The sequence below is a fragment of the Streptomyces drozdowiczii genome (assembly GCF_026167665.1).
GTDB classification, from domain to species: domain Bacteria; phylum Actinomycetota; class Actinomycetes; order Streptomycetales; family Streptomycetaceae; genus Streptomyces; species Streptomyces drozdowiczii_A.
Genome location: NZ_CP098740.1, coordinates 5,265,392 through 5,286,130, shown reverse-complemented (window position 1 = coordinate 5,286,130; position 20,739 = coordinate 5,265,392). Strand labels below are relative to the sequence as shown.

Sequence of the window (20,739 nt, the reverse complement as noted above, 5' to 3'; positions counted from 1 at the left end):
GTGCAGATTACATGATGGGGCGCTTCTCAAAAAGCGGATGAACCATTCCAACATGCGGACACCGTCGACGACGGTGGAGTGGGTCGCTGTCGGAGGATCGGCGCCCGGGAGACGCGGAGAGCAGGCGTCGTTGCCTGCGGTGTCTACGGCTCATGCCCGGTGGCGGAGAAAACGAAACCGCCGGGTAGTGGCTACTTATGTGCAGCCCTGCATAGGGACTCATTTTACGGTGCGCGGTGCGGCCGTGCCCAGGGGCGCGGGCCAAGACGTACGTCACACGCATGGCATACGCGTAACGGGCCGATTGCGTGAACCGGCCCGTTACGCGTACGAAGCAGGCGGGGTCAGCCGCCTACCGCCACGCCGAACAGGGCGCCCAGGCCGTACGTGATCGCGGCGGCAGCGCCGCCCAGGGCCAGCTGGCGCAGTCCGCTGAACCACCAGCTGCGGGCGGTCACCCGGGCCACGACGGCGCCGCAGCCGAACAGTCCGGCGAGCGCCAGCAGCACGGCCGGCCACAGCGCGCTCGCCCCCAGCAGGAACGGCAGCACGGGCAGCAGGGCGCCCAGCGCGAAGGCGCCGAACGAGGAGAAGGCGGCGACCAGGGGCGACGGCAGGTCGCCCGGGTCGATGCCCAGCTCCTCGCGGGCGTGTATCTCCAGGGCCTGCTCCGGGTCGCGGGAGAGCTGGCGGGCGACCTCGCGGGCGAGCGGGGGCTCGACGCCCCGGGAGACGTAGAGCGCGGCGAGCTCCCGCTCCTCGTCCACGGGGTGCTTGCGCAGCTCGCGCCGCTCGACGTCCAGCTCGGCCTCGACCAGCTCGCGCTGGGACGCGACGGAGGTGTACTCACCGGCCGCCATGGAGAAGGCGCCGGCGGCCAGTCCGGCGAGGCCGGTGATCACGATGGTGCGGTGCGAGACGTCGCCGCCGGCGACGCCGGTCATCAGGGCCAGGTTGGAGACGAGGCCGTCCATCGCACCGAAGACCGCGGGACGCAGCCAGCCGCCGTTGACGTCACGGTGGGTGTGGTTGTCCCGGTGCGCCTCGTGCAGTACGGCGTCCGTCTCGATGATGGCCACGGCTTATCCCTCTCCCCTGATCCGGGTGTTCCGGAGACGGGCCTCCTGCCCGCCCGCCCCCGCTCGACACCATCGAAAATACGCACGAAAAATCGCTCCTGCCAGCAAGGCAGGCCGTACTTACCACCCTGCGTAACCGGATAGGTACGGCTTCCCTTGCTGTCCGGAGGGTTTCATCCGAGTGGCCCTTTTGTGTGGATAACCGGCCTTCGTCGCGGCTCCGCGTGGAACGGATCCCACAGGCACGAGTACTGGCTCGGTACGAGCGAAGGGTCGACGCGATGGAGACGGTCGCAGGAAATCCGACGGCGCCGCGGGCGGGCGGCACACAGACGGCACCGCCTCCGGACGAACCGGCCCCGGGCGGGCCCCGCGACCGAGGCCGGGGCGCGATGCTCGGCCTCGCGGTCGGGGACGCGCTCGGCGCCCCGGCGGAGAACATGCGGCCCTCCGAGATCCGCCGCCGCTGGGGCCGGATCGAGGGCTTCGTCAGCGACGACCCGGCGGGCACCGACGACACGGAGTACGCGATCTTCTCCGGGCTGCTGCTGGCCCGGCACGGCTCGGAGCTCACCGTCACCGATGTCGAACGGGCCTGGCGGCTGTGGATCGCCGACCTGGACGAGGGGCCGTTCCGGGGCGCGGGCTTCAGCGAGCGCGGCACGCTGGAGAACCTGCGCCGGGGCCTGGCCGCGCCGATCTCCGCCCAGCACCGGCACGCCTGGAGCGACGGCCTGGCGATGCGGGCCGCGCCCTTCGGCGTCTTCGCGGCCGGCCGCCCCGCCGAGGCGGCCCGGCTGGTCGCGGTCGACGGCCGGGTCAGCCACGAGGGCGAGGGCATCTACGGCGGCCAGGCGGTGGCCGCCGGGGTGGCCGCCGCGATGACCGGCGCCTCGGTCACCTCGGTGATCGCCGCCGCGCTCTCGGTCGTCCCCATGGACTCCTGGACGGCCCGCTCCCTGCGCCGCGCGGTGACGGCGGCCCAGCGCCCGTACCCCGACCGCCTCACCGGCGAACGCGCGGTCCGCTCGGCCGTCGTGGTCGGCGGCTACCCCTGGACGGACCTGGCCCCGGAGGCGGTCGGCCTCGCCTTCGGCGCGTTCGCGGCGGCGCGCGGCGACTTCCGTACGGCGGTGCTGATGGCGGTCAACATGGGCCGCGACGCCGACACGACGGCCGCGGTGGCGGGTGCCCTCTCCGGCGCCCTGCACGGCGCGTCGGCGATCCCCCGCCTCTGGACGGACGCGATCGGCCCGGTACGCGGCAGCTGCCTGCCGTCGATGCGGGGATACCACGTAGCGGACGTGGCGGACCTGCTGGTGGCGGGGGCGGCGGACGGAGAACCCGGTGGCGAAGGGGCGGTGCGGCGATGAGCGGCACCCGGCGCGCCCGCGTCGAAGGGCTGCTCATCGGGCTGGCCGCCGGGGACGCCGCCGGCTGGCCCGCGGCCCGGCACCGGGCGGCGCGGATGCCGGAGTGGACCCGGCGGCTGACCCGGGAGCTGGACACCTTCGCCGAGCAGAACGCGACGACCACGCTCCCCGTGCCCATCGCGCTCAACCAGCCGCCCGAGCCGCTGCGGCTCGGGCCGTCGGACGACGCCGAGTGGGCGGCGTTCGCGGCGGGGACCGTGCTGGCGGCGGCCGGGCGGGCCCGGGCCGGGGCGGGCGCCGGCACCGCACCGCGCGACGCCCACGTCCGCGCCGCCGTCGCCGGGGCCTGGAACTCCCTCGCCGCCGAGGTCGCCGCCGCCGCGGCGCGCGCGACCGAGGTGGAGGCGGCCGTGCTGCCCCTGCGGGCACGGATCTCGGTGCGGGCCGGGCTCGGGAACCTCGCGGCCGGGCTGCGGCCGCCCGCCACCGGGCACGACAACCCGCACTACTTCGACGACGCGGCGTGCGTACGGGCGGCCGTGCTGGCGGTCGTCCACCCGGGCGACCCGCACGCGGCGGCGGAACTCGCGGAGTTCGACGCGCGCTTCACGCAGGACGGCGACGGGGTGCACGGGGCGCGGGCGATGGCCGCCGCGAGCGCCGAGGCGCTGGGCGGGGCGGACGTGGACACGGCGGTGACCGCCGCGCTCGCCCAGCTCCCGGACGGCACCGAGATCGCCCGCAACGCGGCCCACGCGGTGCGGATCGCCCGGGAGTTCGCCGGGGAACGGGCCGGGGCCTTCGCGCTCGTCCCGGTCCTGGAGCACCAGATCGTGGACCACGTCTACAGCTACGGGATCGCCGCCGCCGAAACCGTACCGGTCGCCCTCGCCCTGGCCACCGCGTCGCGGGGCGACATCGCGCAGGCCGTGCCCGCGGCGGCCTGCCTGTCCCGGGTCGCGGACTCCGCACCCGCCCTGGCCGGGGCGCTCACCGGGGCGCTGGGGACCATCGGCTCCGTGCCCGACGGCTGGCGCGAGACCTGCCGGACCCTGGCCGGCTGCGCACTGCCCCGGTTCGCCGGGACGGATCTGCTGGAACTCGCCGGGCGGCTGGCAGCCACGGAACCGGCCCCCACGGGTGGACAATTCGGACATGACTTCCACCGTGCCCCTGGCGCCCACGACGTCCCCCTCCCCCACGACAGCCACGACGCCCACGCTCGATGACCGGATCGCCGGCGCCCTCGTCGGGGCCGCCGTCGGCGACGCGCTGGGCGGCCCGGTCGAGGGCCGCTCCCCGGAGCAGATCACGGCCCGGCACGGCGGCCGGATCACCGGGATCGTCGGCCCCTGGGACGGCGACGACTGGCGGACCGCCCGCCCGATCGCCCCGTACCACAAGGGCGATGGGCACGTCACCGACGACACCCTGATGACGCACGCGCTGGTCCGGGTGTACGGGAAGGTGCGCGGCCACCTCGACGCGTACGCGGTCGCCGACCACCTCGTACCGGAGATGATCGGCGAACCGCGCTGGATTCCCGAGCTGGAGGCCGAGGCGCTGCCGCTCCAGCGGGTCTTCCTCGCGGAGAAGTGGATCGTCGCCCGGCTGCACTACGGGCACGTCGACCCGCGTGAGGCGGGCTCCGGAAACATCGTCAACTGCGGGGCGGCGATGTACATGGCCCCGGTCGGTCTGGTGAACGCCGCCCATCCGCGGGCGGCGTACGCCGAGGCGATCGACGTCGCGGGCGCCCACCAGTCGAGTTACGGCAGGGAGGCGGCGGGCGTCTTCGCGGCCGGGGTCGCCGCGGCCTGCGCGCCCGGGGCGACGCCCGCCACGGTCGTGGAGGCGTGCCTGGCCCTCGCCAAGGACGGTACCCGCGCCGCGATCGAGGCCGTCTGCGAGGCGGCATCCCGCCACCGGGACGTCGAGTCGGCGCTCGTCCCGCTGCGCGCGGCCGTCGCCCCCTTCGACACCGTCGGCCCGGACTACCGCGCGCCCTCGCTCGGCGCCCGCCGCCCGTCCCGGCTGCACGCCATCGAGGAACTGCCGGTCGCCCTCGGCATGCTGCTCGCCGCCGACGGGGACTACCGGCAGTCGGTGCTCGGCTCGGTCAACTACGGCCGCGACTGCGACTCGATCGCCACCATGAGCGGCGCGCTCGCGGGCGCCCTGCACGGCGAGAGCGCCGTCCCCGCCGACTGGGCGGCCACCGTCGCGGAGGCCAGCCGCCTCGATCTGCGCGCCCCGGCCCGGACCCTGGCCGAGGTGGCCCGCGAGGCGTTCGCCCGGGACACCGCCGCCCGCCGGGCCCACGAGGCCGCCTTCGCCGCGCTGGCGGGCACCCCGTGACCACGGCGGTGCGGGTGACCTGGGTGCAGCCGGAGGACCTGGTGGGCCACGAGCTGCGGCAGGCCGCCGAGGACGGCCGCGACGCGCGCGACATCGCCCGCCGGTGGTACGAGGCCGGCGGCTCCCCCGCCCCGGAGCGCGCCGGAGCCTCGTCCCCCGGCGCCCCGCCCGGGCTGCGCGCGGTCGCCGAACGGCTCCTGGACGAACTCGCCCTGATGGAGTCCCCGCTGGCCGGTGACGAGCCGGACGGCCTGGCCGAGATCAGGGCCGCCTGCCCGCAGTGGCCGCACGACCGGGACGTGCGGCCGGCCGGCCGGGACCGGCTGCACGCCGCCTGGCTGGGCCGCGCCGCCGGCTGCCTGCTGGGCAAACCGGTCGAGAAGCTGCCGCTGGAGGGCATCCGCGCCCTGGCCCGGGCCACCGGCAACTGGCCGCTGGACACCTGGTTCACCGCCCGGGGCCTGCCCGCCCCGCTGGCCGCCACCTATCCGTGGAACCGGCGCTCCGCGCCCACCTCGCTCGCCGAGAACATCGACGGGATGCCCGAGGACGACGACCTCAACCACCCCCTGCTCGCGCTGCTGCTGATCCAGCGTCACGGCACCTCGTTCACCACGGGGGACCTGGCCGAGCTGTGGCTGGACGAGCTGCCCGCGGGGCGTACGTTCACGGCCGAGCGGATCGCGTACCGCAATCTGCTCGACGGCATCGAGCCGCCGGACACGGCCCGGCACCGGAACCCGTTCCGGGAGTGGATCGGCGCGCAGATCCGGGCCGACGTGCACGGCTGGACCCGGCCGGGCGACCCGGCGGGCGCGGCGGAGCAGGCGTACCGCGACGCGGTCCTCACCCACACCGGGAACGGCGTGTACGGCGCGATGTTCACGGCGGCGGCACTGGCCGAGGCGGCCGCAGGCGAGACCGATGTGCACGGCTGCCTGGCCACCGGCCTGCGCGTGGTGCCGCCGCGCTCGCGGTTCGCGGCGGCGGTACGGGACGGTATCGCGGCGGCCCGCGAGGAGCGGGACTTCGATACGGTCGTGGACCGGCTGCACGCGGCGTACGGCAGGTATCACTGGGTGCATGTGCTGCCCAACGCGGCCCTGCTGGCCGCCGCCCTCACCCACGCCGACGGCGACTTCACCGGTTCCATCTGCAAGGCGGTGTCCGGCGGCTGGGACACCGACTCCAACGGCGCGACCGCCGGTTCGCTCGCCGGACTGCTCGCCGGGCGGCCGGACGCGCTGCCCGACCGGTGGACCACCCCGCTGAAGAACCGGCTCGCCACGTCCGTCCCCGGTTTCGACGGGACCGGCTTCGACACCCTGGCCGCCCTGACCCACCGGCTCACCCACGAGGAGGCACTCCGCCCATGACCAGAATCGCGGTGCTCGGCAGCACCAATATGGATCTTGTGGCCTACGTGGACCGCGCCCCGGAGCGCGGTCAGACCGTCACCGGACGGGAGTTCCGCACCATCCCCGGCGGCAAGGGCGCCAACCAGGCCGTCGCCGCATCCCGCGCGGGCGGTGACGTGCTGATGATCGGCGCGGTCGGCGACGACGAGTACGGCGTACGGATGCGGGAGAACCTGGAGCACTCCGGCGTCGACACCGATCTGCTGCACACCGCCGAGGGCCCCAGCGGCACCGCGCACATCGTGGTCGACGCCAAGGGCTCCAACGCGATCGTGGTCATCCCCGGCGCCAACGGCACCATGACCGCACTCGGACCGGGCGAGGTGGCCGCCATCGCCGAGGCGGACCTGCTGCTGCTCCAGTTGGAGCTGCCGATGTCCGCCGTGATCGAGGGCGCCCGCGCCAGCCACGCCCAGGGCGTACGGACCGTGCTCACCCCCTCCCCCGTACAGGAGCTGCCCTCCGAACTCCTGGACCACGTCGACCTGCTGGTCCCCAACGAGCACGAGGCCGCGGAGCTGTCCGGCTACGACGACCCGCACGCGGCGGCGGAGATCCTGCTCGGCCAGGTCCCCGCGGTGCTCATCACGCTCGGCTCGAAGGGCAGCCTGTACGCGGCCCGGGGCAGCCGCACCATCCACTTCCCGGCCCCGGACGTGACCGCCGTCGACACCACCGGCGCCGGGGACACCTTCGTCGGCACCCTCGCCGTGGCGCTCGGCGAGGGGCGCCCGATCCCGCAGGCCGTCGCCTGGGCCTCGGCCGCCGCCGCGCTCTGCGTACAGAAACCGGGCGCCTCGGTCTCCATGCCGTACCGCAGCGAAATCGACGGCGCGTGAGCGCCCCCGCGGCGCCGCCGCTCACCGGACTGCGGGTGGTCGATCTCGCCACGCTCTTCGCGGGCCCGCTCTGCGCGACCATGCTGGGCGACTTCGGCGCCGAGGTGATCAAGGTCGAGCATCCGGTCCGTCCCGACCCCTCGCGGGGGCACGGGCCCGCGAAGGACGGCGTGGGCCTGTGGTGGAAGCTGCTCGGCCGCAACAAGCGCAATCTGACGCTCGACCTCTCCGCCCCGGAGGGCCGCGACCTGCTGCTGCGGCTGGCGGCGGACACCGATGTGATCATCGAGAACTTCCGGCCGGGCACGCTGGAGCGGTGGGGCCTCGGCCCCGACGAGCTGCACGCGGTCAATCCCCGTCTGGTGCTGGTGCGCGTCACGGGCTTCGGCCAGTTCGGCCCGTACTCCCACCGGCCCGGCTTCGGGACGCTCGCCGAGGCGATGAGCGGCTTCGCGGCGATCACCGGGGAGCCGGACGGACCGCCGACCCTGCCGCCGTTCGGCCTCGCCGACTCGATCGCCGCGCTCGCCACGGCGTACGCGGTGATGGCCGCCCTCGCCGGGCGCGACCGGACCGGCGAGGGCCAGGTGGTCGACATGGCGATCATCGAGCCGATCCTGACCGTGCTCGGCCCGCAGCCGCTCTGGTACGACCAGCTCGGTTACGTACAGCCGCGCACCGGGAACCGGTCGCGCAACAACGCCCCGCGCAACACCTACCGCACCTCGGACGGGCAGTGGGTGGCCGTCTCCACCTCCGCGCAGTCCGTCGCGGAGCGGGTGATGCGGCTGGTCGGGCGGGCGGATCTGATCGAGGAGCCGTGGTTCGCCTCGGGCGCCACCCGCGCCGAGCACAGCGACGAGCTGGACGAGGCCGTGGGCCACTGGATCGCCCGGCACAGCCGGGAGGAGGCCCTGTCCGCGTTCGAGAAGGCGGAGGCCGCCATCGCGCCCATCCACGACGTACGGGACGTCATGGAGGACCCGCAGTACCGGGCGCTGGACACGGTCACCGAGGTGGACGACCCGGAGCTGGGCCCGCTGCGGATGCAGAACGTCCTCTTCCGGCTCTCCCGGACCCCGGGCGCGATCCGCTGGACGGGCCGCCCGCACGGGGCCGACACCGAGGAGATCCTGACCGAGCTGGGGCTGAGCGGGCCCGAGATCTCGGCGCTGCGGGCGGAGCGGGTGCTGTGAGCGCGGCGGCCCCCCTCACCCTGCTGTACGTGCCCGGTGACCGGCCGGACGTCGTGCGCAAGGCGGCCGCTTCGGGGGCGGACGTGGTGATCGTGGACCTGGAGGACGCGGTCGCCCCCGACCGCAAGGAGTACGCGCGTGCCGCGACGGTGGAGCTGCTGTCGGACCCGCCGGCCGGCACGGAGCCGCCGGTGCACGTCCGGGTCAACGACGAGGCGGACGTGCTGGCGCTGGCCGGGCTGCCGGGGCTCGGCGGGCTGCGGCTGCCGAAGATCACCCATGCCGCGTCCGTCCACCACATCGCGGCGCGGGCCCCCGGGGTGGCCCTGTGCCCGCTGCTGGAGTCGGCCCTCGGCATCGAGCACGCGTACTCGGTGGCCTCCGCCCACCCCCAGGTCCGCGCCATCGCCCTGGGCGAGGCGGACCTGCGCGCCGACCTCGGCGTACGGGAGGACGCGGGGCTCGACTGGTCGCGGAGCCGGGTGGTGGTCGCCGCCCGCGCGGCCGGCCTGGCCCCGCCGACGCAGTCCGTCTTCGCGGACGTCCGGGACCTGGACGGCCTCTGGTCCTCGTGCGCGCACGGCCGGGCCCTGGGCTTCCTGGGCCGGGCGGCGATCCATCCCCGCCAGCTCCCGGTGATCGAACGCGCCTACCGCCCGACGCCGCAGGAGGTCGAAGCGGCCTGGGAGATCGTGGAGGCGGCCCGCGACCAGGCAGGCGCCCAGGCCCTCCCGGACGGCCGCTTCGTGGACGCGGCCGTGGTTGCGCAGGCGCGGCGGACGCTGGCGCTGGCCCAGCGGAAGCGGTGACCCGGCGCTCCACCTGACCGCTGTGTCCTCAATCGCCGGACGGGCTGGTTTTCCCCCGCATCGACGGCGAGCGGCAAAATCAAGCCCGTCCGGCGATTGAGGACACCCAACGACGGCGAAGGGGCCGCCGAGAATCTCGGCAGCCCCTTACCCGGCTAGCGCGCGGCGTCAGCCCTTCGCGGCCTCGGCCGTACCGTCCGCCTTCGGCGCATCGGTGTCCGCCTCCGCGGCCTCCGGCTCGCCCGCCTCGACCTCGTCCGCCTTGTCCGCATCGTCCGCGGACTCCGGCGCCCGGGGCTCGACGATCTCCTCGCGGCCCGGGCGGACCTTCGCCGAGATCACGATGTACGTCACCGCGAGCACGAACACGATCAGCGCCGTCCACACGTTGAGCCGCAGGCCCAGGACGTGGTGGGCCTCGTCCACGCGCATGTACTCGATCCACGCGCGCCCCGCGCAGTACGCCGCGACGTACAGCGCGAATGCCCGCCCGTGGCCGAGCTTGAAGCGGCGGTCGGCCCAGACCACCAGGAGGGCCACGCCGACGCACCACAGCGACTCGTACAGGAAGGTCGGGTGGTAGGTGCCGGCCACCCGGTTCGGGCCCTCGCTGATCTTCAGCGCCCACGGCACGTCGGTCGCCTTGCCGTACAGCTCCTGGTTGAACCAGTTGCCCCAGCGGCCGCACGCCTGGGCGAGGGCGATGCCGGGAGCGAGGGCGTCGGCCCAGGCCGGCAGCGGGATCCCGCGGCGGCGGCAGCCGATCCACGCACCGACCGCACCCAGCGCGATCGCACCCCAGATGCCGAGGCCGCCTTGCCAGATCTTGAAGGCGTCGACCCAGTCCTCACCGTCGCTGAAGTACAGCTGGTAGTCGGTGATGACGTGGTAGAGCCGGCCGCCGACAAGCCCGAAGGGCACGGCCCAGACGGCGATGTCGGCAACGGTGCCGGCGGTGCCTCCTCGGGCGACCCAGCGCTTGTTGCCGAACCAGACGGCGACGAAGACACCGATGATGATGCAGAACGCGTAGCCGCGGAGCGGGATCGGTCCGAGATCGATCACGCCGGTCGACGGGCTGGGAATGTAGGCAAGGTTCATGGCAGCGTCGACGCTACCCTGCCGGGCGGGAGGTAGGACAACCCGCCCGGCAACGTCTGGGTAACGAGCGGGCCGTCGATTCCCCCGACCGGCCCCCTCGGCACCGCCGGCCGGGCTACGGCGTCGCCGTGGGGGTGGCCGGTTTCTTGCCCTTGTTGGCCTCGGCGACCCACTTCTTCAGATGGGCGACGGTGATCGGCTCGTCGCCCTTCTTCGGGAAGATCGACTCTCCGTTGAGGAGGGCCGTCGGGGTGCCCTGGAAGCCGCCGTCGCTGAAGGCCTTGTTGGACTTCTCCACCCACGCGTCGTGCTTGCCGTCCTCGACGCAGCCGCGGAATTCGGGCGTGTCCAGGCCGGGGACCTTCTTGGCGAGCTCGATCAGCTTGTCGTTGTCACCGAAGGCGTCGTCGGTCTCCGCCGGCTGGTTGCTGTACAGCACGTCGTGGTACGCGGAGAACTTGCCGGCGTCCTGCGCGCAGGCGGCCGCGTTGGCCGCCTTGAGGGAGCCGCTGCCGCCCATGTTGCCGTCGATGATCGTGGCGAGGTGGTAGTCGACCTTGATCTGGCCGTCACGCTCCATCTCGTGGATCGTGTCGCGGAACGCGGTCTCGAACTGGGCGCAGACCGGGCAGCGGAAGTCCTCCCAGATGGTGAGGGTGGACGGGGCCTCGTCCGCGCCGACCCGGATGGCCAGGGCGTCCTTGCCGGTCGCTCCGGACGGCGCGACGGCGGGTCCGGACGCCTTGGACTTGTCGCTCTTGCCGTCGGTGTTCGCCGCGATCACGCCGACGACGGCGGCCAGGCCCAGGACCCCCACCACGGCCGTGGACACGATCAGCGTGCGGCGCCGGCGGTCGCGCGCCTTCGCCTGCTCGCGCTGCTGGATCAGCCGGTCTCGCGCGGCCCTCTTACCCTGTTCGTTCTTCTCGCTCACACCGCGCAAACGACCCGGGGAGGCACTCGCGTGCCTCCCCGGGCCGAGGTCCACCCGTTCGGGTTACCCCAGGTGTCAGCGCTTTCGAACACCTTCGGCAAGCTCGGCCGCCAGTGAACGGACACCCGCGAGCCCGGCCGCCTCGTCGGGGGCGTCCAGCATCCGCTTGACGAAGGCCGAGCCGACGATGACCCCGTCGGCGAAGCCGGCGACCTCCGCTGCCTGGGCGGCGTCGGACACGCCGAGGCCGACGCAGACCGGCAGCTCGGTGGTGGCCCGGGTCCGCCGCACCAGGTCCTCGGCCTGCGCGCCGACGGAGGCGCGGGTGCCGGTGACGCCCATCAGGGACGCGGCGTAGACGAAGCCGGAGCCCGCGTCGGTGATGGTGGCGATCCGCTCGTCCTTGCTGCTGGGTGCGACGACGAAGACGGTGGCCAGGCCGTGCCGTCCCGCGTGCTCGCGCCACAGCGCGGACTCCTGGACCGGCAGGTCGGGCAGGATGCACCCGGCGCCGCCCGCCTCGGCCAGCTCGGCCGTGAACCGCTCGACGCCGTACCGGTCGATCGGGTTCCAGTACGTCATGACGAGGATCGGCGCCCCGGTGGCCTCGTGGGCCTCGCGCACCGTGCGCATCACGTCGGCGATCCGTACGCCGCCGCGCAGCGCGATGTCGTCGGCGGTCTGGATGACCGGGCCGTCGAGGACCGGGTCGCTGTGCGGCAGCCCCACCTCGACGACGTCGGCACCGCCCGCCACGACCGCCTTGACGGCCTCGATGCCGCCGTCGACGGTCGGGAAGCCGGCCGGCAGGTACGCGATGAGCGCGGCCCGGTCCTCGGCCCGCGCGGTGGCGAGCGTGCTGTTCAGCAGTTCGATGTTGCCGCTCACTGCGCGTCCCCCTCGATCTCCGCGTTCCCGCCGTCGGCGTCGGCCTCGACGGCCGCGTCGGTGTCGTACAGCCCGAAGTAGCGGGCCGCCGTGTCCATGTCCTTGTCGCCGCGCCCGGACAGGTTGACCAGGATCAGCCCGTCCTTGCCCAGCTCCCTGCCGACCTCCAGGGCCCCGGCCAGCGCGTGCGCGCTCTCGATGGCCGGGATGATGCCCTCGGTACGGGAGAGCAGGCGCAGCGCCTGCATCGCCGCGTCGTCGGTGACGGCGCGGTACTCGCCCCGGCCCACGTCCTTGAGGTAGGCGTGCTCGGGGCCGATGCCCGGGTAGTCCAGACCGGCCGAGATGGAGTACGGCTCGGTGATCTGGCCCTCGTCGTCCTGGAGGACGTAGCTGCGCGAGCCGTGCAGGATGCCGGGCTCGCCCGCGGTCAGGGTCGCCGCGTGCTCGCCGGTCTCCACGCCGTGTCCGGCGGGCTCGCAGCCGATGAGGCGGACGTCCGCGTCGGGCACGAAGGCGTGGAAGAGGCCGATGGCGTTGGAGCCGCCGCCGACGCACGCCACGGCGGCGTCCGGCAGCCGGCCGGCCTGCTCCAGGATCTGGCGTCTGGCCTCCACGCCGATGACGCGGTGGAAGTCGCGGACCATCGCCGGGAAGGGGTGCGGGCCGGCCACCGTACCGAAGAGGTAGTGGGTGCGGTCCACGTTGGCGACCCAGTCGCGGAACGCCTCGTTGATGGCGTCCTTGAGGGTGCGGGAGCCGGACTTCACGGCGATGACCTCGGCGCCCAGGATCCGCATGCGCGCCACGTTCAGCGCCTGGCGCTGGGTGTCGATCTCGCCCATGTAGATGGTGCAGTCGAGGCCGAAGAGGGCGCAGGCGGTCGCGGTGGCGACGCCGTGCTGTCCGGCGCCGGTCTCCGCGATCACGCGGGTCTTGCCCATGCGCCGGGTCAGCAGCGCCTGCCCCAGCACGTTGTTGATCTTGTGCGAGCCGGTGTGGTTCAGGTCCTCGCGCTTGAGGAAGACGCGGGCGCCGCCGGCGTGCTCGGCGAAGCGGGGCACCTCGGTGAGGGCGCTGGGCCGGCCGGTGTAGTGGACCATCAGCTCGCCCAGCTCGGCGGCGAACGCGGGGTCGGCCTTGGCCTTCTCGTACTCGACGGCGACCTCGTCCACGGCGGCGACCAGCGCCTCCGGGATGAACTTGCCGCCGTACGCGCCGAAGTAGCCCTCGGCGCTGGGGATCAGACCCTCCGGGTCCGGGATGAAGAAGTCGGAAGACATGCGGAACGTGCTCCTCGTCGTCACAGGGGTGGTCGCACCGTCTGCGCCGTGAGCGGAGCGCCGCCCCGGTCAGGGACCGGGGCGGTTTCGGGGCTCGGCTACAGCGCGCGCCCCGTGCGCCATCGCATGCCGTTGACCTGGCCGGGCTCGGCGCCGATCACGTACCGCACCCGCCGGCCGTGCACCCGGCGCGCGGGCGCCCGGCAGCCGCGGTGCCACGAGGGCAGGGCGCAGCTCATCGGCTCGGGGTGCGGGAGGGACACGGCCTGGTCAGCCCCGTCCGTGGCGCAGCGCCGGGTGGGCGCCGGCGGCGACGAGGTCGGCGACGGCGGTCCGCGGGTCGCGGCCGGTGACCAGGGACTCGCCGACCAGCACCGCGTCGGCGCCGGCGTTGGCGTAGGCGATCAGGTCGTGCGGGCCGCGGACGCCGGACTCGGCGACCTTGACGATGTGGTCCGGGATCTCGGGGGCGACGCGCTCGAAGGTGGAGCGGTCGACCTTGAGGTCCTTGAGGTTGCGCGCGTTGACGCCGATGATCCGGGCCCCGGCCTCGACGGCGCGCTCGGCCTCCTCCTCGTCGTGCGCCTCGACCAGCGGCGTGAGGCCGATGGACTCGGCGCGCTCGATGAGGGAGACCAGCGCCTCCTGTTCGAGGGCGGCGACGATCAGCAGCACGAGGTCGGCGCCGTAGGCGCGGGCCTCCCACAGCTGGTACGAGGTGACGATGAAGTCCTTGCGGAGGACCGGGATGTCGACCTTGGCGCGGACGGCCTCCAGGTCGGCCAGCGAGCCGCCGAAGCGGCGCTCCTCGGTGAGGACCGAGATGACGGAGGCCCCGCCGGCCTCGTAGTCCGCGGCGAGCGCGGCCGGGTCGGCGATGGCGGCCAGCGCGCCCTTGGAGGGGCTGGAGCGCTTGACCTCGCAGATGACGTGCACGCCCTCGCCGCGCAGCGCGGCGACGCCGTCCTTGGCCTGGGGGGCGCGGGCGGCGCGTTCCTTGAGCTCGTCGAGGCTGACGCGCGCCTGCCGCTCCGCGAGGTCGGCGCGGACGCCGTCGATGATCTCGTCGAGCACACTCACGCGAGCGGCCCCCTTCCGGAACGGTGACAAAAAAACGTAACAGGCCACAGGATCAGCCACTCCGATGGTATCCGCAGGAGGGCGCTGGGCCCGCATCCGGCCGCCGGCTGTCCCACTACCTGGGACTTCACGGGGCGAGCGCGGAGCCGAAGGGAAGGTTCCGGACGACGGTGAAGAGCAGCAGTACGGCGCCGATCGCCCACCAGTGCGCCGGGCGCAGTCCGATCCGCAGGGGCTTTCCGCGGGCCTCCCGGATCAGCCAGACGGCCCACAGCACGGCGAAGATCCCGTAGCCGACGACGGCGAGCGCGTTGGCGCCGAAGGCGGCGGCCAGGTCGCCGTGGGCGAAGTCGTGGGCGCTGCGGAGGCCGCCGCAGCCGGGGCAGTAGATGCCGGTGAACCGCAGCAGCGGGCAGACGGGGTAGTGGCCGGGCTCGTTCGGGTCGACGGTGGCGACGTATCCGAAGGCGCCGACGACGGCGGCGAGCACGCCCACCGGGACGGCGATCCGGCGCAGCCGCGAGGCGCCGGCGGGGGCCGTGGGGAAGAGGGGGCCCGCACGGGGGCGAAGGGCGGCGGGGCCGGGGCGGGGTCCGACGGGGCGGCGGAGGGGGTTGGCGTTGCGTCCACCCGGTGATTGTCGCCGCTGACGCGGAAAGGCGCAGCCCGGTCCGGGCCGCGCCTTTCCGGCGTACGTGGTGCGGGGGTCAGGAGGTCTGCGCCTGGCCGGCGCGCGCGCGGGCGGCGGTCAGCTCGGCCGACTCCTTCGGCATGCCGAGGCCCGCGGCCTTCATCGCGAGGCCGACGACACCACCGAGCAGGACGACGCCGATGCCGGCCCAGAAGCCGACCGGGTTGGCCGCGACCATGAAGACGCCCGCGACGCAGAAGCCGATGAAGGCGATGATGACACCGGTCCAGGCGGCCGGGGTGTGTCCGTGGCTGCTGCCCGCCATGAGTTGCTCCTCGTTGGTGTTGCGCTGTTGGAATCGCTCGGGTCGCTGTGCCCACGGCCCGTGCCGCTGTGCCAGCTCACCGTCATTGTCCCGTACGTGCGGGTAGGACGTGAGCTGGGGGTCATGCCTCGCGCGTCGGGTCCTCGCCGCGGTCCAGGGCCTTCCACAGATCCTCGGGCCGGTCCGGGTCGAGCGGGCGCGGGGCCTTGCGGGGGCGGGGGGTGCCGTCGCGCTCGTAGCGGCCGGACATCGTGGGCCACCGGCTGCCGTAGCGCAGGGCGAGCAGCCCGGCGAGCAGGATGAGCAGGCCGCCGACGGCCGTGACGTACGGCCAGGCGGTGTGGCTGAGGGCCGTGATGGTGGCCGCGCTGTCGCCGCTGGTCTGCGCGGCCTTCTCGTCCAGCGCCCCGCTGTCGGACGCGCCGATGAAGGCGCTGAGCGCGGCGCCGAGTCCGCTGAGCGCGAGGAGTCCGGCGACCACGCGCCGGCCGCCGCCGCGTACGGCGAAGACGGCGACGAGGGCGGCCAGGCCGACGATCGCGAGGGCGGCGGGGAGTCCGGTGACGTCCTGCCCGTCGGCGCTCAGCGGGAGGCTGCCGCCGCCGACGGGGGCCTTGCCCTCGGCCCAGGTCTGCCCGGAGGCGAGCAGGACGACGGTCGCGCCGGCCGCCCCGAGGAGCAGGCCGGCGGCCAGGGTGCGGCGGCTCCCCGCACTGTCGGGCGCGGCGGCGGCTTCGGTACGGGGCTGGGGTACGGGGACGGCACTCACGTACTCCACTATCCCTCACCGGCCCGGAACGCCCCACCGCGCCCCTGGCCGGGAGGCGCGGGCGTCAGGCTCGGGCGCCGCCGAGGCGGTTGGCGGTGTGGACGGCGCGCAGGACCGCCGCCGCCTTGTTGCGGCACTCGGTGTCCTCGGCGACCGGGTCGGAGTCGGCGACGACGCCCGCGCCCGCCTGGACGTACGCGGTGCCGTCGCGGAGCAGGGCGGTGCGGATGGCGATGGCGGTGTCGGAGTCCCCGGCGAAGTCGAGGTAGCCGACGCAGCCCCCGTACAGGCCCCGGCGGGTGGGTTCCAGTTCCTCGATGATCTGGAGGGCGCGGGGCTTGGGGGCGCCGGAGAGGGTGCCGGCGGGGAAGCAGGCGGTCAGCACGTCGAAGGCGGTGCGTCCTTCGGCGACCTTGCCGGTGACGGTGGAGACGATGTGCATCACGTGCGAGTAGCGCTCGATGGACATGAAGTCGACCACCTCGACGCTGCCCGGTTCGCAGACCCGGCCCAGGTCGTTGCGGCCGAGGTCCACGAGCATCAGGTGCTCGGCGCGCTCCTTGGGGTCCGCGAGGAGTTCGTCGGCGAGGGCCTGGTCCTCCTGCGGGGTGGCGCCGCGGTGCCGGGTCCCGGCGATGGGGTGGACCATGGCCCGGCCGTCCTCGACCTTGACCAGGGCCTCGGGGCTCGATCCGGCGACGTCGAAGCCGTCGAACCGGAAGAGGTACATGTACGGCGAGGGGTTGGTGGCGCGCAGCACCCGGTAGACGTCGAGGGCGCTCGCGGTGCACGGGGTCTCGAAGCGCTGGGAGGGCACCACCTGGAAGGCTTCGCCGGCCCGGATGCGCTCCTTCACGTCCTCGACGGCGTCCTGGTACGCCTCTCCGCCCCAGAGCGCGGTGTACGGGGGCAGCTCGGACGGGGGCAGCTCGGACGGGGCAGGGCGGCGGGGGCGTTCTCGACGGGGCGGCGCAGGTCGCGCTCCATCGCGTCGAGCCGGGCGACGGCGTCGGCGTACGCCTCGTCCACTCCGGTGGCCAGGTCGTTGTGGTTGATGGCGTTGGCGATGAGCAGGACGCTGCCGTCCCAGTGGTCCAGGACCGCCAGGTCGGAGGTGAGCAGCATGGTCAGCTCGGGCAGCTTCAGGTCGTCGCCGCCGCTCTCGCCGATCTTCTCCAGGCGGCGCACGATGTCGTAGCCGAGGTAGCCGACCATGCCGCCGGTGAAGGGCGGGAGGCCGGATTCCCGGTCGTGCGGGGTGTGCAGGGCCTCGATGGTGGCGCCCAGGGCGTGCAGCGGGTCGCCGTCGACGGGCACGCCGACCGGCGGGGTGCCGAGCCAGTGGGCCTCGCCGTCGCGGGTGGTGAGCGTGGCGGCGCTGCGTACGCCGATGAACGAGTAGCGCGACCAGGTGCGGCCGTTCTCGGCGGATTCCAGGAGGAAGGTGCCGGTGCGCTCGCCCGCGAGCTTGCGGTAGAGCCCGACGGGGGTGTCGCCGTCCGCGAGGAGGCGGCGGGTGACGGGGATGACGCGCCGGTCGACGGCCAGCTTGCGGAAGGTGTCGAGGTCCATGGCCGGAGACACTACTGGCCGAGAAACAGGACGTCGGCGTCGAAGCAGGTGCGGTCGCCCGTGTGGCAGGCGGCGCCGGTCTGGTCGACCTTGACGAGGACGGTGTCGGCGTCGCAGTCCAGGGCGACGGACTTGACCAGCTGGATGTGGCCCGAGGTGTCGCCCTTGACCCAGTACTCCTGACGGCTGCGGGACCAGTAGGTGCAGCGGCCGGTGGTGAGGGTGCGGTGCAGCGCCTCGTCGTCCATCCAGCCGAGCATGAGTACCTCGCCGGTGTCGTACTGCTGGGCGACGGCCGGGACCAGTCCGTCGGCGCCGCGCTTGAGGCGGGCGGCGATGGCGGGGTCGAGGTCGCTGGCGGTCCGGGGGGTGCCGGGCTGGGGCGTGCTGCTCATGGGCCCATTGTGCCGTGGCGGCGAGGGGTGTCCGGGCGGGCGTCCACTGGGCGGACGGGGCACGGCGGTCGTACGCTGGCGGGCATGTCGACCCATGCGAAGCGCGAACGTCTTCTGCTCGCCGACCTGTTGGAGGCGGCGGGCCCGCAGGCCCCGACCCTGTGCCAGGGCTGGACGGCCCGTGATCTCGCGGCCCATGTGGTGGTGCGCGAGCGGCGGCCGGACGCGGCGGCCGGGACGCTCATCGGGCCGCTGAAGGGCCGCCGGGACCGGGTCATGGCCGAGTTCACCGAGAAGCCGTACGAGGAGCTGATCCAGCTCATCCGGACCGGCCCGCCCCGGATGTCCCCGTTCGGCCTGAAGCAGCTGGACGAGGCGGCGAACACGGTGGAGTTCTACATCCACACGGAGGACGTGCGCCGGGCGCAGCCCGACTGGACGCCCCGTGAGCTGGACCCGGTCTTCGCGGACGCGCTGTGGGCGCGTACGGAGAAGGCGGCGCGGATGCTGGGCCGGAAGGCGCCCGTGGGCCTGGTGCTGCGCCGCCCGGACGGGCAGACCGCGGTGGCGCACCGGGGGACGCCGGTGGTGACGGTGACCGGTGAGCCGGGCGAGCTGCTGCTGTTCGCCTTCGGGCGGCAGGACGCGGCGCGGGTGGAGCTGGAGGGCGAGCCGGACGCGATCGGCCGGGTGACGACGGCGAAGCTGGGCATGTAGCCCGCGTACGCCCCGGTCAGCGCGGGAGTTCCGCCCGGCGGAGCGGGGCGAGGAGGAGGCCGGCGCCCGCGCCGGCCGCGCTCAGGGCGGCACTGGCGACGAAGACCGGGCCGGTGCCCCAGAGGGCGACCGCGGCTCCGGTGACGGGGTAGCTGAGCGGCGCGAGGGCGTGCGTGAAGAGCGTCGAGACCGAGGTGACGCGGCCCAGGTAGGCCGGGTCGGTGACGGTCTGCGTGAGCGCGCCGCACAGTGAGCCGCCGAGGCCGGCGAAGAGTCCGACGAGGACCGCGACGGCCGCGGCGAGCGGTACGGAGGGCACGTACGCCAGGGCCGCGATGGCGACGGCTCCGACGAGGACGGTCAGGCACATGACCAGTCCGGCCCTGGGCAGCCGGCCGCGTACGGCGAGCAGGAGGGCGGAGGCGCCCGCTCCGACGCCGAAGGCGGCGACGACCCAGCCCATGCCGGAGGCGCCCCAGCCGCGTTCGTCGCTGAGCAGGATGAGGCCGAGGTTGAGCGGCCCGACGAAGCCGAGTTCGCTGACGGCGACGACGAGCATCAGCGGCCCGAGGAGCGGGTGGCGGCGGATGTGGCGCAGCCCGTCGGCCAGTTCCCGCCAGGCCGTGCCGGTGGGGGCGGACGCCTCCGGCGCGGGCAGCGCGCGCATGCGTACGGCCAGCAGGAGCGGGAGCGACACGGCGAAGAGGATGCCGGCCGCGGCGAAGGCGAGGACCGGCCCGCCGAGGGCGACGGCCACGCCGCCGAGCGGGGCGCCGACGACGTTGGCGGTACGGGTGGCGAGGCCGCGCATGCCCTGGACGCGGGCGAGCTGGGACGGGGCGGTGATCCGGGGCGGCAGGGCGCCGACGGCGGGCAGGAAGAGGGCGTCGACGGCGCCGAAGACGAGCGCGACGGCGATCAGCGTCCACACCGCGGGCGAGGTGAGCAACAGGGCCCCGGCGAGGCCGAGGATCACCAGGCAGCGGGCGGTGTCGCTGGCGACGACCACGCGGCGCGGGCCGAGCCGGTCGGCGAGCACTCCCCCGCCGAGCAGGAGCACCGCCCGGGGTATGGAGCCCGCGGCGAGCACCAGGCCGGTCTGCGAGGCGTTGCCGGTGCGGGCGGCGGCCCAGGCGAGGGCCATGTAGTACACGCTGTCGCCGATCATGGACGCGGTGTACGCGCCGAGCCAGCGCAGGACGTTGCCGTCGCGGTGGGCCGGGCGGGCGGGGGCGGGCAGGGTGGCGGTCACGGTCGCGTCCTCTCGGGGGGCCGGGTCAGGTGCGGAACGGGAAGCCGTACACATGGAGCGCGACGTTCTCGCGGTTCTCGCTGTCGCCGGCCTCCTCGCGGGTGCGGCCCTGCTGCTCGTAGCGCTTGATGAGGTCGTTCATCTCGGACGCCAGCGCGGCGAGCTCGTCGGCGGTCAGCCGGGCGAGGAACTCGGAGCTGAACGCCGCGCGGCGCCACTCGGCGGGCCAGGTGCGGTTCGCGTCGAGGTGGCGGCGGTACATCTCGACGTGCTGGTCGAAGGAGAGCCGGGTGACGGCGGAGTGCGTCGCGGCCTTCTCGGGCGCGTCGCTGAAGTCCTCGTCGTGGAAGGTCAGCCCCTCCGACGCGGCCTGCCACCAGCGCTCGCGGCCGTCCCTGCCCTGCCGGTCGGCCTCCTCGATCAGCCCGTGGTCGGCGAGCTTGCGCAGGTGGTAGCTGACGAGCGAGACCGCCTCGTCCACCTGCTCGGCGAGCTGGGACGCGGTGGCCTGCCGGGCGATGTAGAGGGCCCGGTAGAGCTTCATCCGCAGGGGGTGCCCGAATGCCTTGAGGGTGCCGAGGTCGGAGACCCGGCGTGATGCGTCGCTTGCCATACCCAGAGCCTAGATAGAAAAGATTCCTTGCGCAATATTTATTGCGCAAGGAATCTTGCGAAAGGAATGCTGCGCGTCCTGGTACGCGGCCGGCCGGGCGGACCTCG

The 20,739-nt window shown here is 74.2% G+C and carries 21 protein-coding genes and 1 pseudogene; 8 read left to right on the top strand and 14 right to left on the bottom strand.

What is annotated here, in order from left to right; translation table 11 throughout:
- Positions 1-344: 344 nt before the first annotated feature.
- Positions 345-1,079 (bottom strand): VIT1/CCC1 transporter family protein, encoded by a 735-nt coding sequence (locus tag NEH16_RS24020; protein WP_073968247.1) that lies wholly within the window; start codon positions 1,077-1,079, stop codon positions 345-347.
- A gap of 281 nt (positions 1,080-1,360) precedes the next feature.
- Here NEH16_RS24020 and NEH16_RS24015 point away from each other — a divergent pair, with 281 nt between their 5' ends.
- Genes NEH16_RS24015 through NEH16_RS23985 form a run of 7 tightly spaced genes read left to right on the top strand, consistent with a single transcriptional unit; the run spans position 1,361 to position 9,072 of the window.
- Positions 1,361-2,452 (top strand): ADP-ribosylglycohydrolase family protein, encoded by a 1,092-nt coding sequence (locus tag NEH16_RS24015; RefSeq protein WP_265544875.1) that lies wholly within the window; start codon positions 1,361-1,363, stop codon positions 2,450-2,452.
- On the top strand, positions 2,449-3,681 hold the full coding sequence (locus NEH16_RS24010; protein WP_265544874.1) for an ADP-ribosylglycohydrolase family protein: 1,233 nt from the start codon (positions 2,449-2,451) through the stop codon (positions 3,679-3,681). The genes NEH16_RS24015 and NEH16_RS24010 overlap by 4 nt, the downstream gene beginning before the upstream one ends.
- Positions 3,608-4,810, top strand: a complete 1,203-nt coding sequence (locus NEH16_RS24005; RefSeq protein WP_265544872.1) for an ADP-ribosylglycohydrolase family protein — start codon at positions 3,608-3,610, stop codon at positions 4,808-4,810. The genes NEH16_RS24010 and NEH16_RS24005 overlap by 74 nt, the downstream gene beginning before the upstream one ends.
- Positions 4,807-6,186, top strand: a complete 1,380-nt coding sequence (locus NEH16_RS24000) for an ADP-ribosylglycohydrolase family protein (RefSeq protein ID WP_265544871.1) — start codon at positions 4,807-4,809, stop codon at positions 6,184-6,186. Before NEH16_RS24005 ends, NEH16_RS24000 begins: the two co-directional genes overlap by 4 nt.
- Positions 6,183-7,067: a ribokinase gene (gene rbsK, locus NEH16_RS23995; protein WP_265544870.1), complete on the top strand. Its 885-nt coding sequence runs from the start codon at positions 6,183-6,185 to the stop codon at positions 7,065-7,067. Before NEH16_RS24000 ends, rbsK begins: the two co-directional genes overlap by 4 nt.
- Complete coding sequence (locus NEH16_RS23990) at positions 7,064-8,263, top strand: CaiB/BaiF CoA transferase family protein (RefSeq protein ID WP_265544868.1); 1,200 nt, start codon at positions 7,064-7,066, stop codon at positions 8,261-8,263. Before rbsK ends, NEH16_RS23990 begins: the two co-directional genes overlap by 4 nt.
- The gene (locus NEH16_RS23985) at positions 8,260-9,072 is read left to right on the top strand and encodes an HpcH/HpaI aldolase/citrate lyase family protein (RefSeq protein WP_265544866.1); all 813 of its coding nucleotides are present in this window, start codon (positions 8,260-8,262) and stop codon (positions 9,070-9,072) included. The genes NEH16_RS23990 and NEH16_RS23985 overlap by 4 nt, the downstream gene beginning before the upstream one ends.
- 168 nt (positions 9,073-9,240) lie before the next feature.
- On the opposite strand, the gene lgt is transcribed toward NEH16_RS23985, so the two are convergent.
- The 11 genes and pseudogenes from lgt to hisI form a co-directional block, all read right to left on the bottom strand.
- Positions 9,241-10,173 carry a prolipoprotein diacylglyceryl transferase gene (lgt, locus tag NEH16_RS23980; protein ID WP_265544864.1) on the bottom strand — a complete coding sequence of 311 codons (933 nt, stop codon included), beginning with the start codon at positions 10,171-10,173 and terminating at the stop codon, positions 9,241-9,243.
- Positions 10,174-10,288: 115 nt separating this feature from the next.
- Positions 10,289-11,107, bottom strand: a complete 819-nt coding sequence (locus tag NEH16_RS23975; RefSeq protein ID WP_265544862.1) for a thioredoxin domain-containing protein — start codon at positions 11,105-11,107, stop codon at positions 10,289-10,291.
- A 75-nt stretch (positions 11,108-11,182) separates the two neighbouring features.
- On the bottom strand, positions 11,183-11,995 hold the full coding sequence (gene trpA, locus NEH16_RS23970; protein ID WP_265544861.1) for a tryptophan synthase subunit alpha: 813 nt from the start codon (positions 11,993-11,995) through the stop codon (positions 11,183-11,185).
- Complete coding sequence (gene trpB / locus NEH16_RS23965) at positions 11,992-13,278, bottom strand: tryptophan synthase subunit beta (protein WP_073968236.1); 1,287 nt, start codon at positions 13,276-13,278, stop codon at positions 11,992-11,994. Before trpB ends, trpA begins: the two co-directional genes overlap by 4 nt.
- Positions 13,279-13,376: 98 nt before the next feature.
- Positions 13,377-13,517 (bottom strand): tryptophan biosynthesis modulator TrpM, encoded by a 141-nt coding sequence (trpM, locus tag NEH16_RS23960; protein WP_374215639.1) that lies wholly within the window; start codon positions 13,515-13,517, stop codon positions 13,377-13,379.
- Between the two features lie 31 nt (positions 13,518-13,548).
- Positions 13,549-14,358 (bottom strand): indole-3-glycerol phosphate synthase TrpC, encoded by an 810-nt coding sequence (gene trpC / locus NEH16_RS23955; protein ID WP_073968235.1) that lies wholly within the window; start codon positions 14,356-14,358, stop codon positions 13,549-13,551.
- Positions 14,359-14,485: 127 nt separating this feature from the next.
- Positions 14,486-14,854, bottom strand: a complete 369-nt coding sequence (locus tag NEH16_RS23950; RefSeq protein ID WP_430523769.1) for a DUF2752 domain-containing protein — start codon at positions 14,852-14,854, stop codon at positions 14,486-14,488.
- Positions 14,855-15,065: 211 nt separating this feature from the next.
- Positions 15,066-15,314 (bottom strand): HGxxPAAW family protein, encoded by a 249-nt coding sequence (locus tag NEH16_RS23945; protein ID WP_073968233.1) that lies wholly within the window; start codon positions 15,312-15,314, stop codon positions 15,066-15,068.
- A gap of 121 nt (positions 15,315-15,435) precedes the next feature.
- A complete protein-coding gene (locus NEH16_RS23940; RefSeq protein ID WP_265544859.1) occupies positions 15,436-16,092 on the bottom strand; it encodes a TIGR02234 family membrane protein in 657 nt (218 codons plus the stop codon).
- A gap of 55 nt (positions 16,093-16,147) precedes the next feature.
- Positions 16,148-17,655 (bottom strand): annotated as a pseudogene (locus tag NEH16_RS23935) (anthranilate synthase component I).
- Positions 17,656-17,666: 11 nt separating this feature from the next.
- A complete protein-coding gene (gene hisI / locus NEH16_RS23930; RefSeq protein ID WP_265544858.1) occupies positions 17,667-18,050 on the bottom strand; it encodes a phosphoribosyl-AMP cyclohydrolase in 384 nt (127 codons plus the stop codon).
- Between the two features lie 84 nt (positions 18,051-18,134).
- Here hisI and NEH16_RS23925 point away from each other — a divergent pair, with 84 nt between their 5' ends.
- Positions 18,135-18,767, top strand: coding sequence for a TIGR03085 family metal-binding protein (locus NEH16_RS23925; protein WP_073968229.1), 633 nt, complete (start codon positions 18,135-18,137; stop codon positions 18,765-18,767).
- A 16-nt stretch (positions 18,768-18,783) separates the two neighbouring features.
- Here the strand turns inward: NEH16_RS23925 and NEH16_RS23920 are convergent, their stop codons facing one another.
- Positions 18,784-20,019 (bottom strand): MFS transporter, encoded by a 1,236-nt coding sequence (locus NEH16_RS23920; RefSeq protein ID WP_265544857.1) that lies wholly within the window; start codon positions 20,017-20,019, stop codon positions 18,784-18,786.
- A 25-nt stretch (positions 20,020-20,044) separates the two neighbouring features.
- Positions 20,045-20,632 (bottom strand): ArsR/SmtB family transcription factor, encoded by a 588-nt coding sequence (locus NEH16_RS23915; RefSeq protein ID WP_265544855.1) that lies wholly within the window; start codon positions 20,630-20,632, stop codon positions 20,045-20,047.
- Between the last annotated feature and the right edge of the window lie 107 nt (positions 20,633-20,739).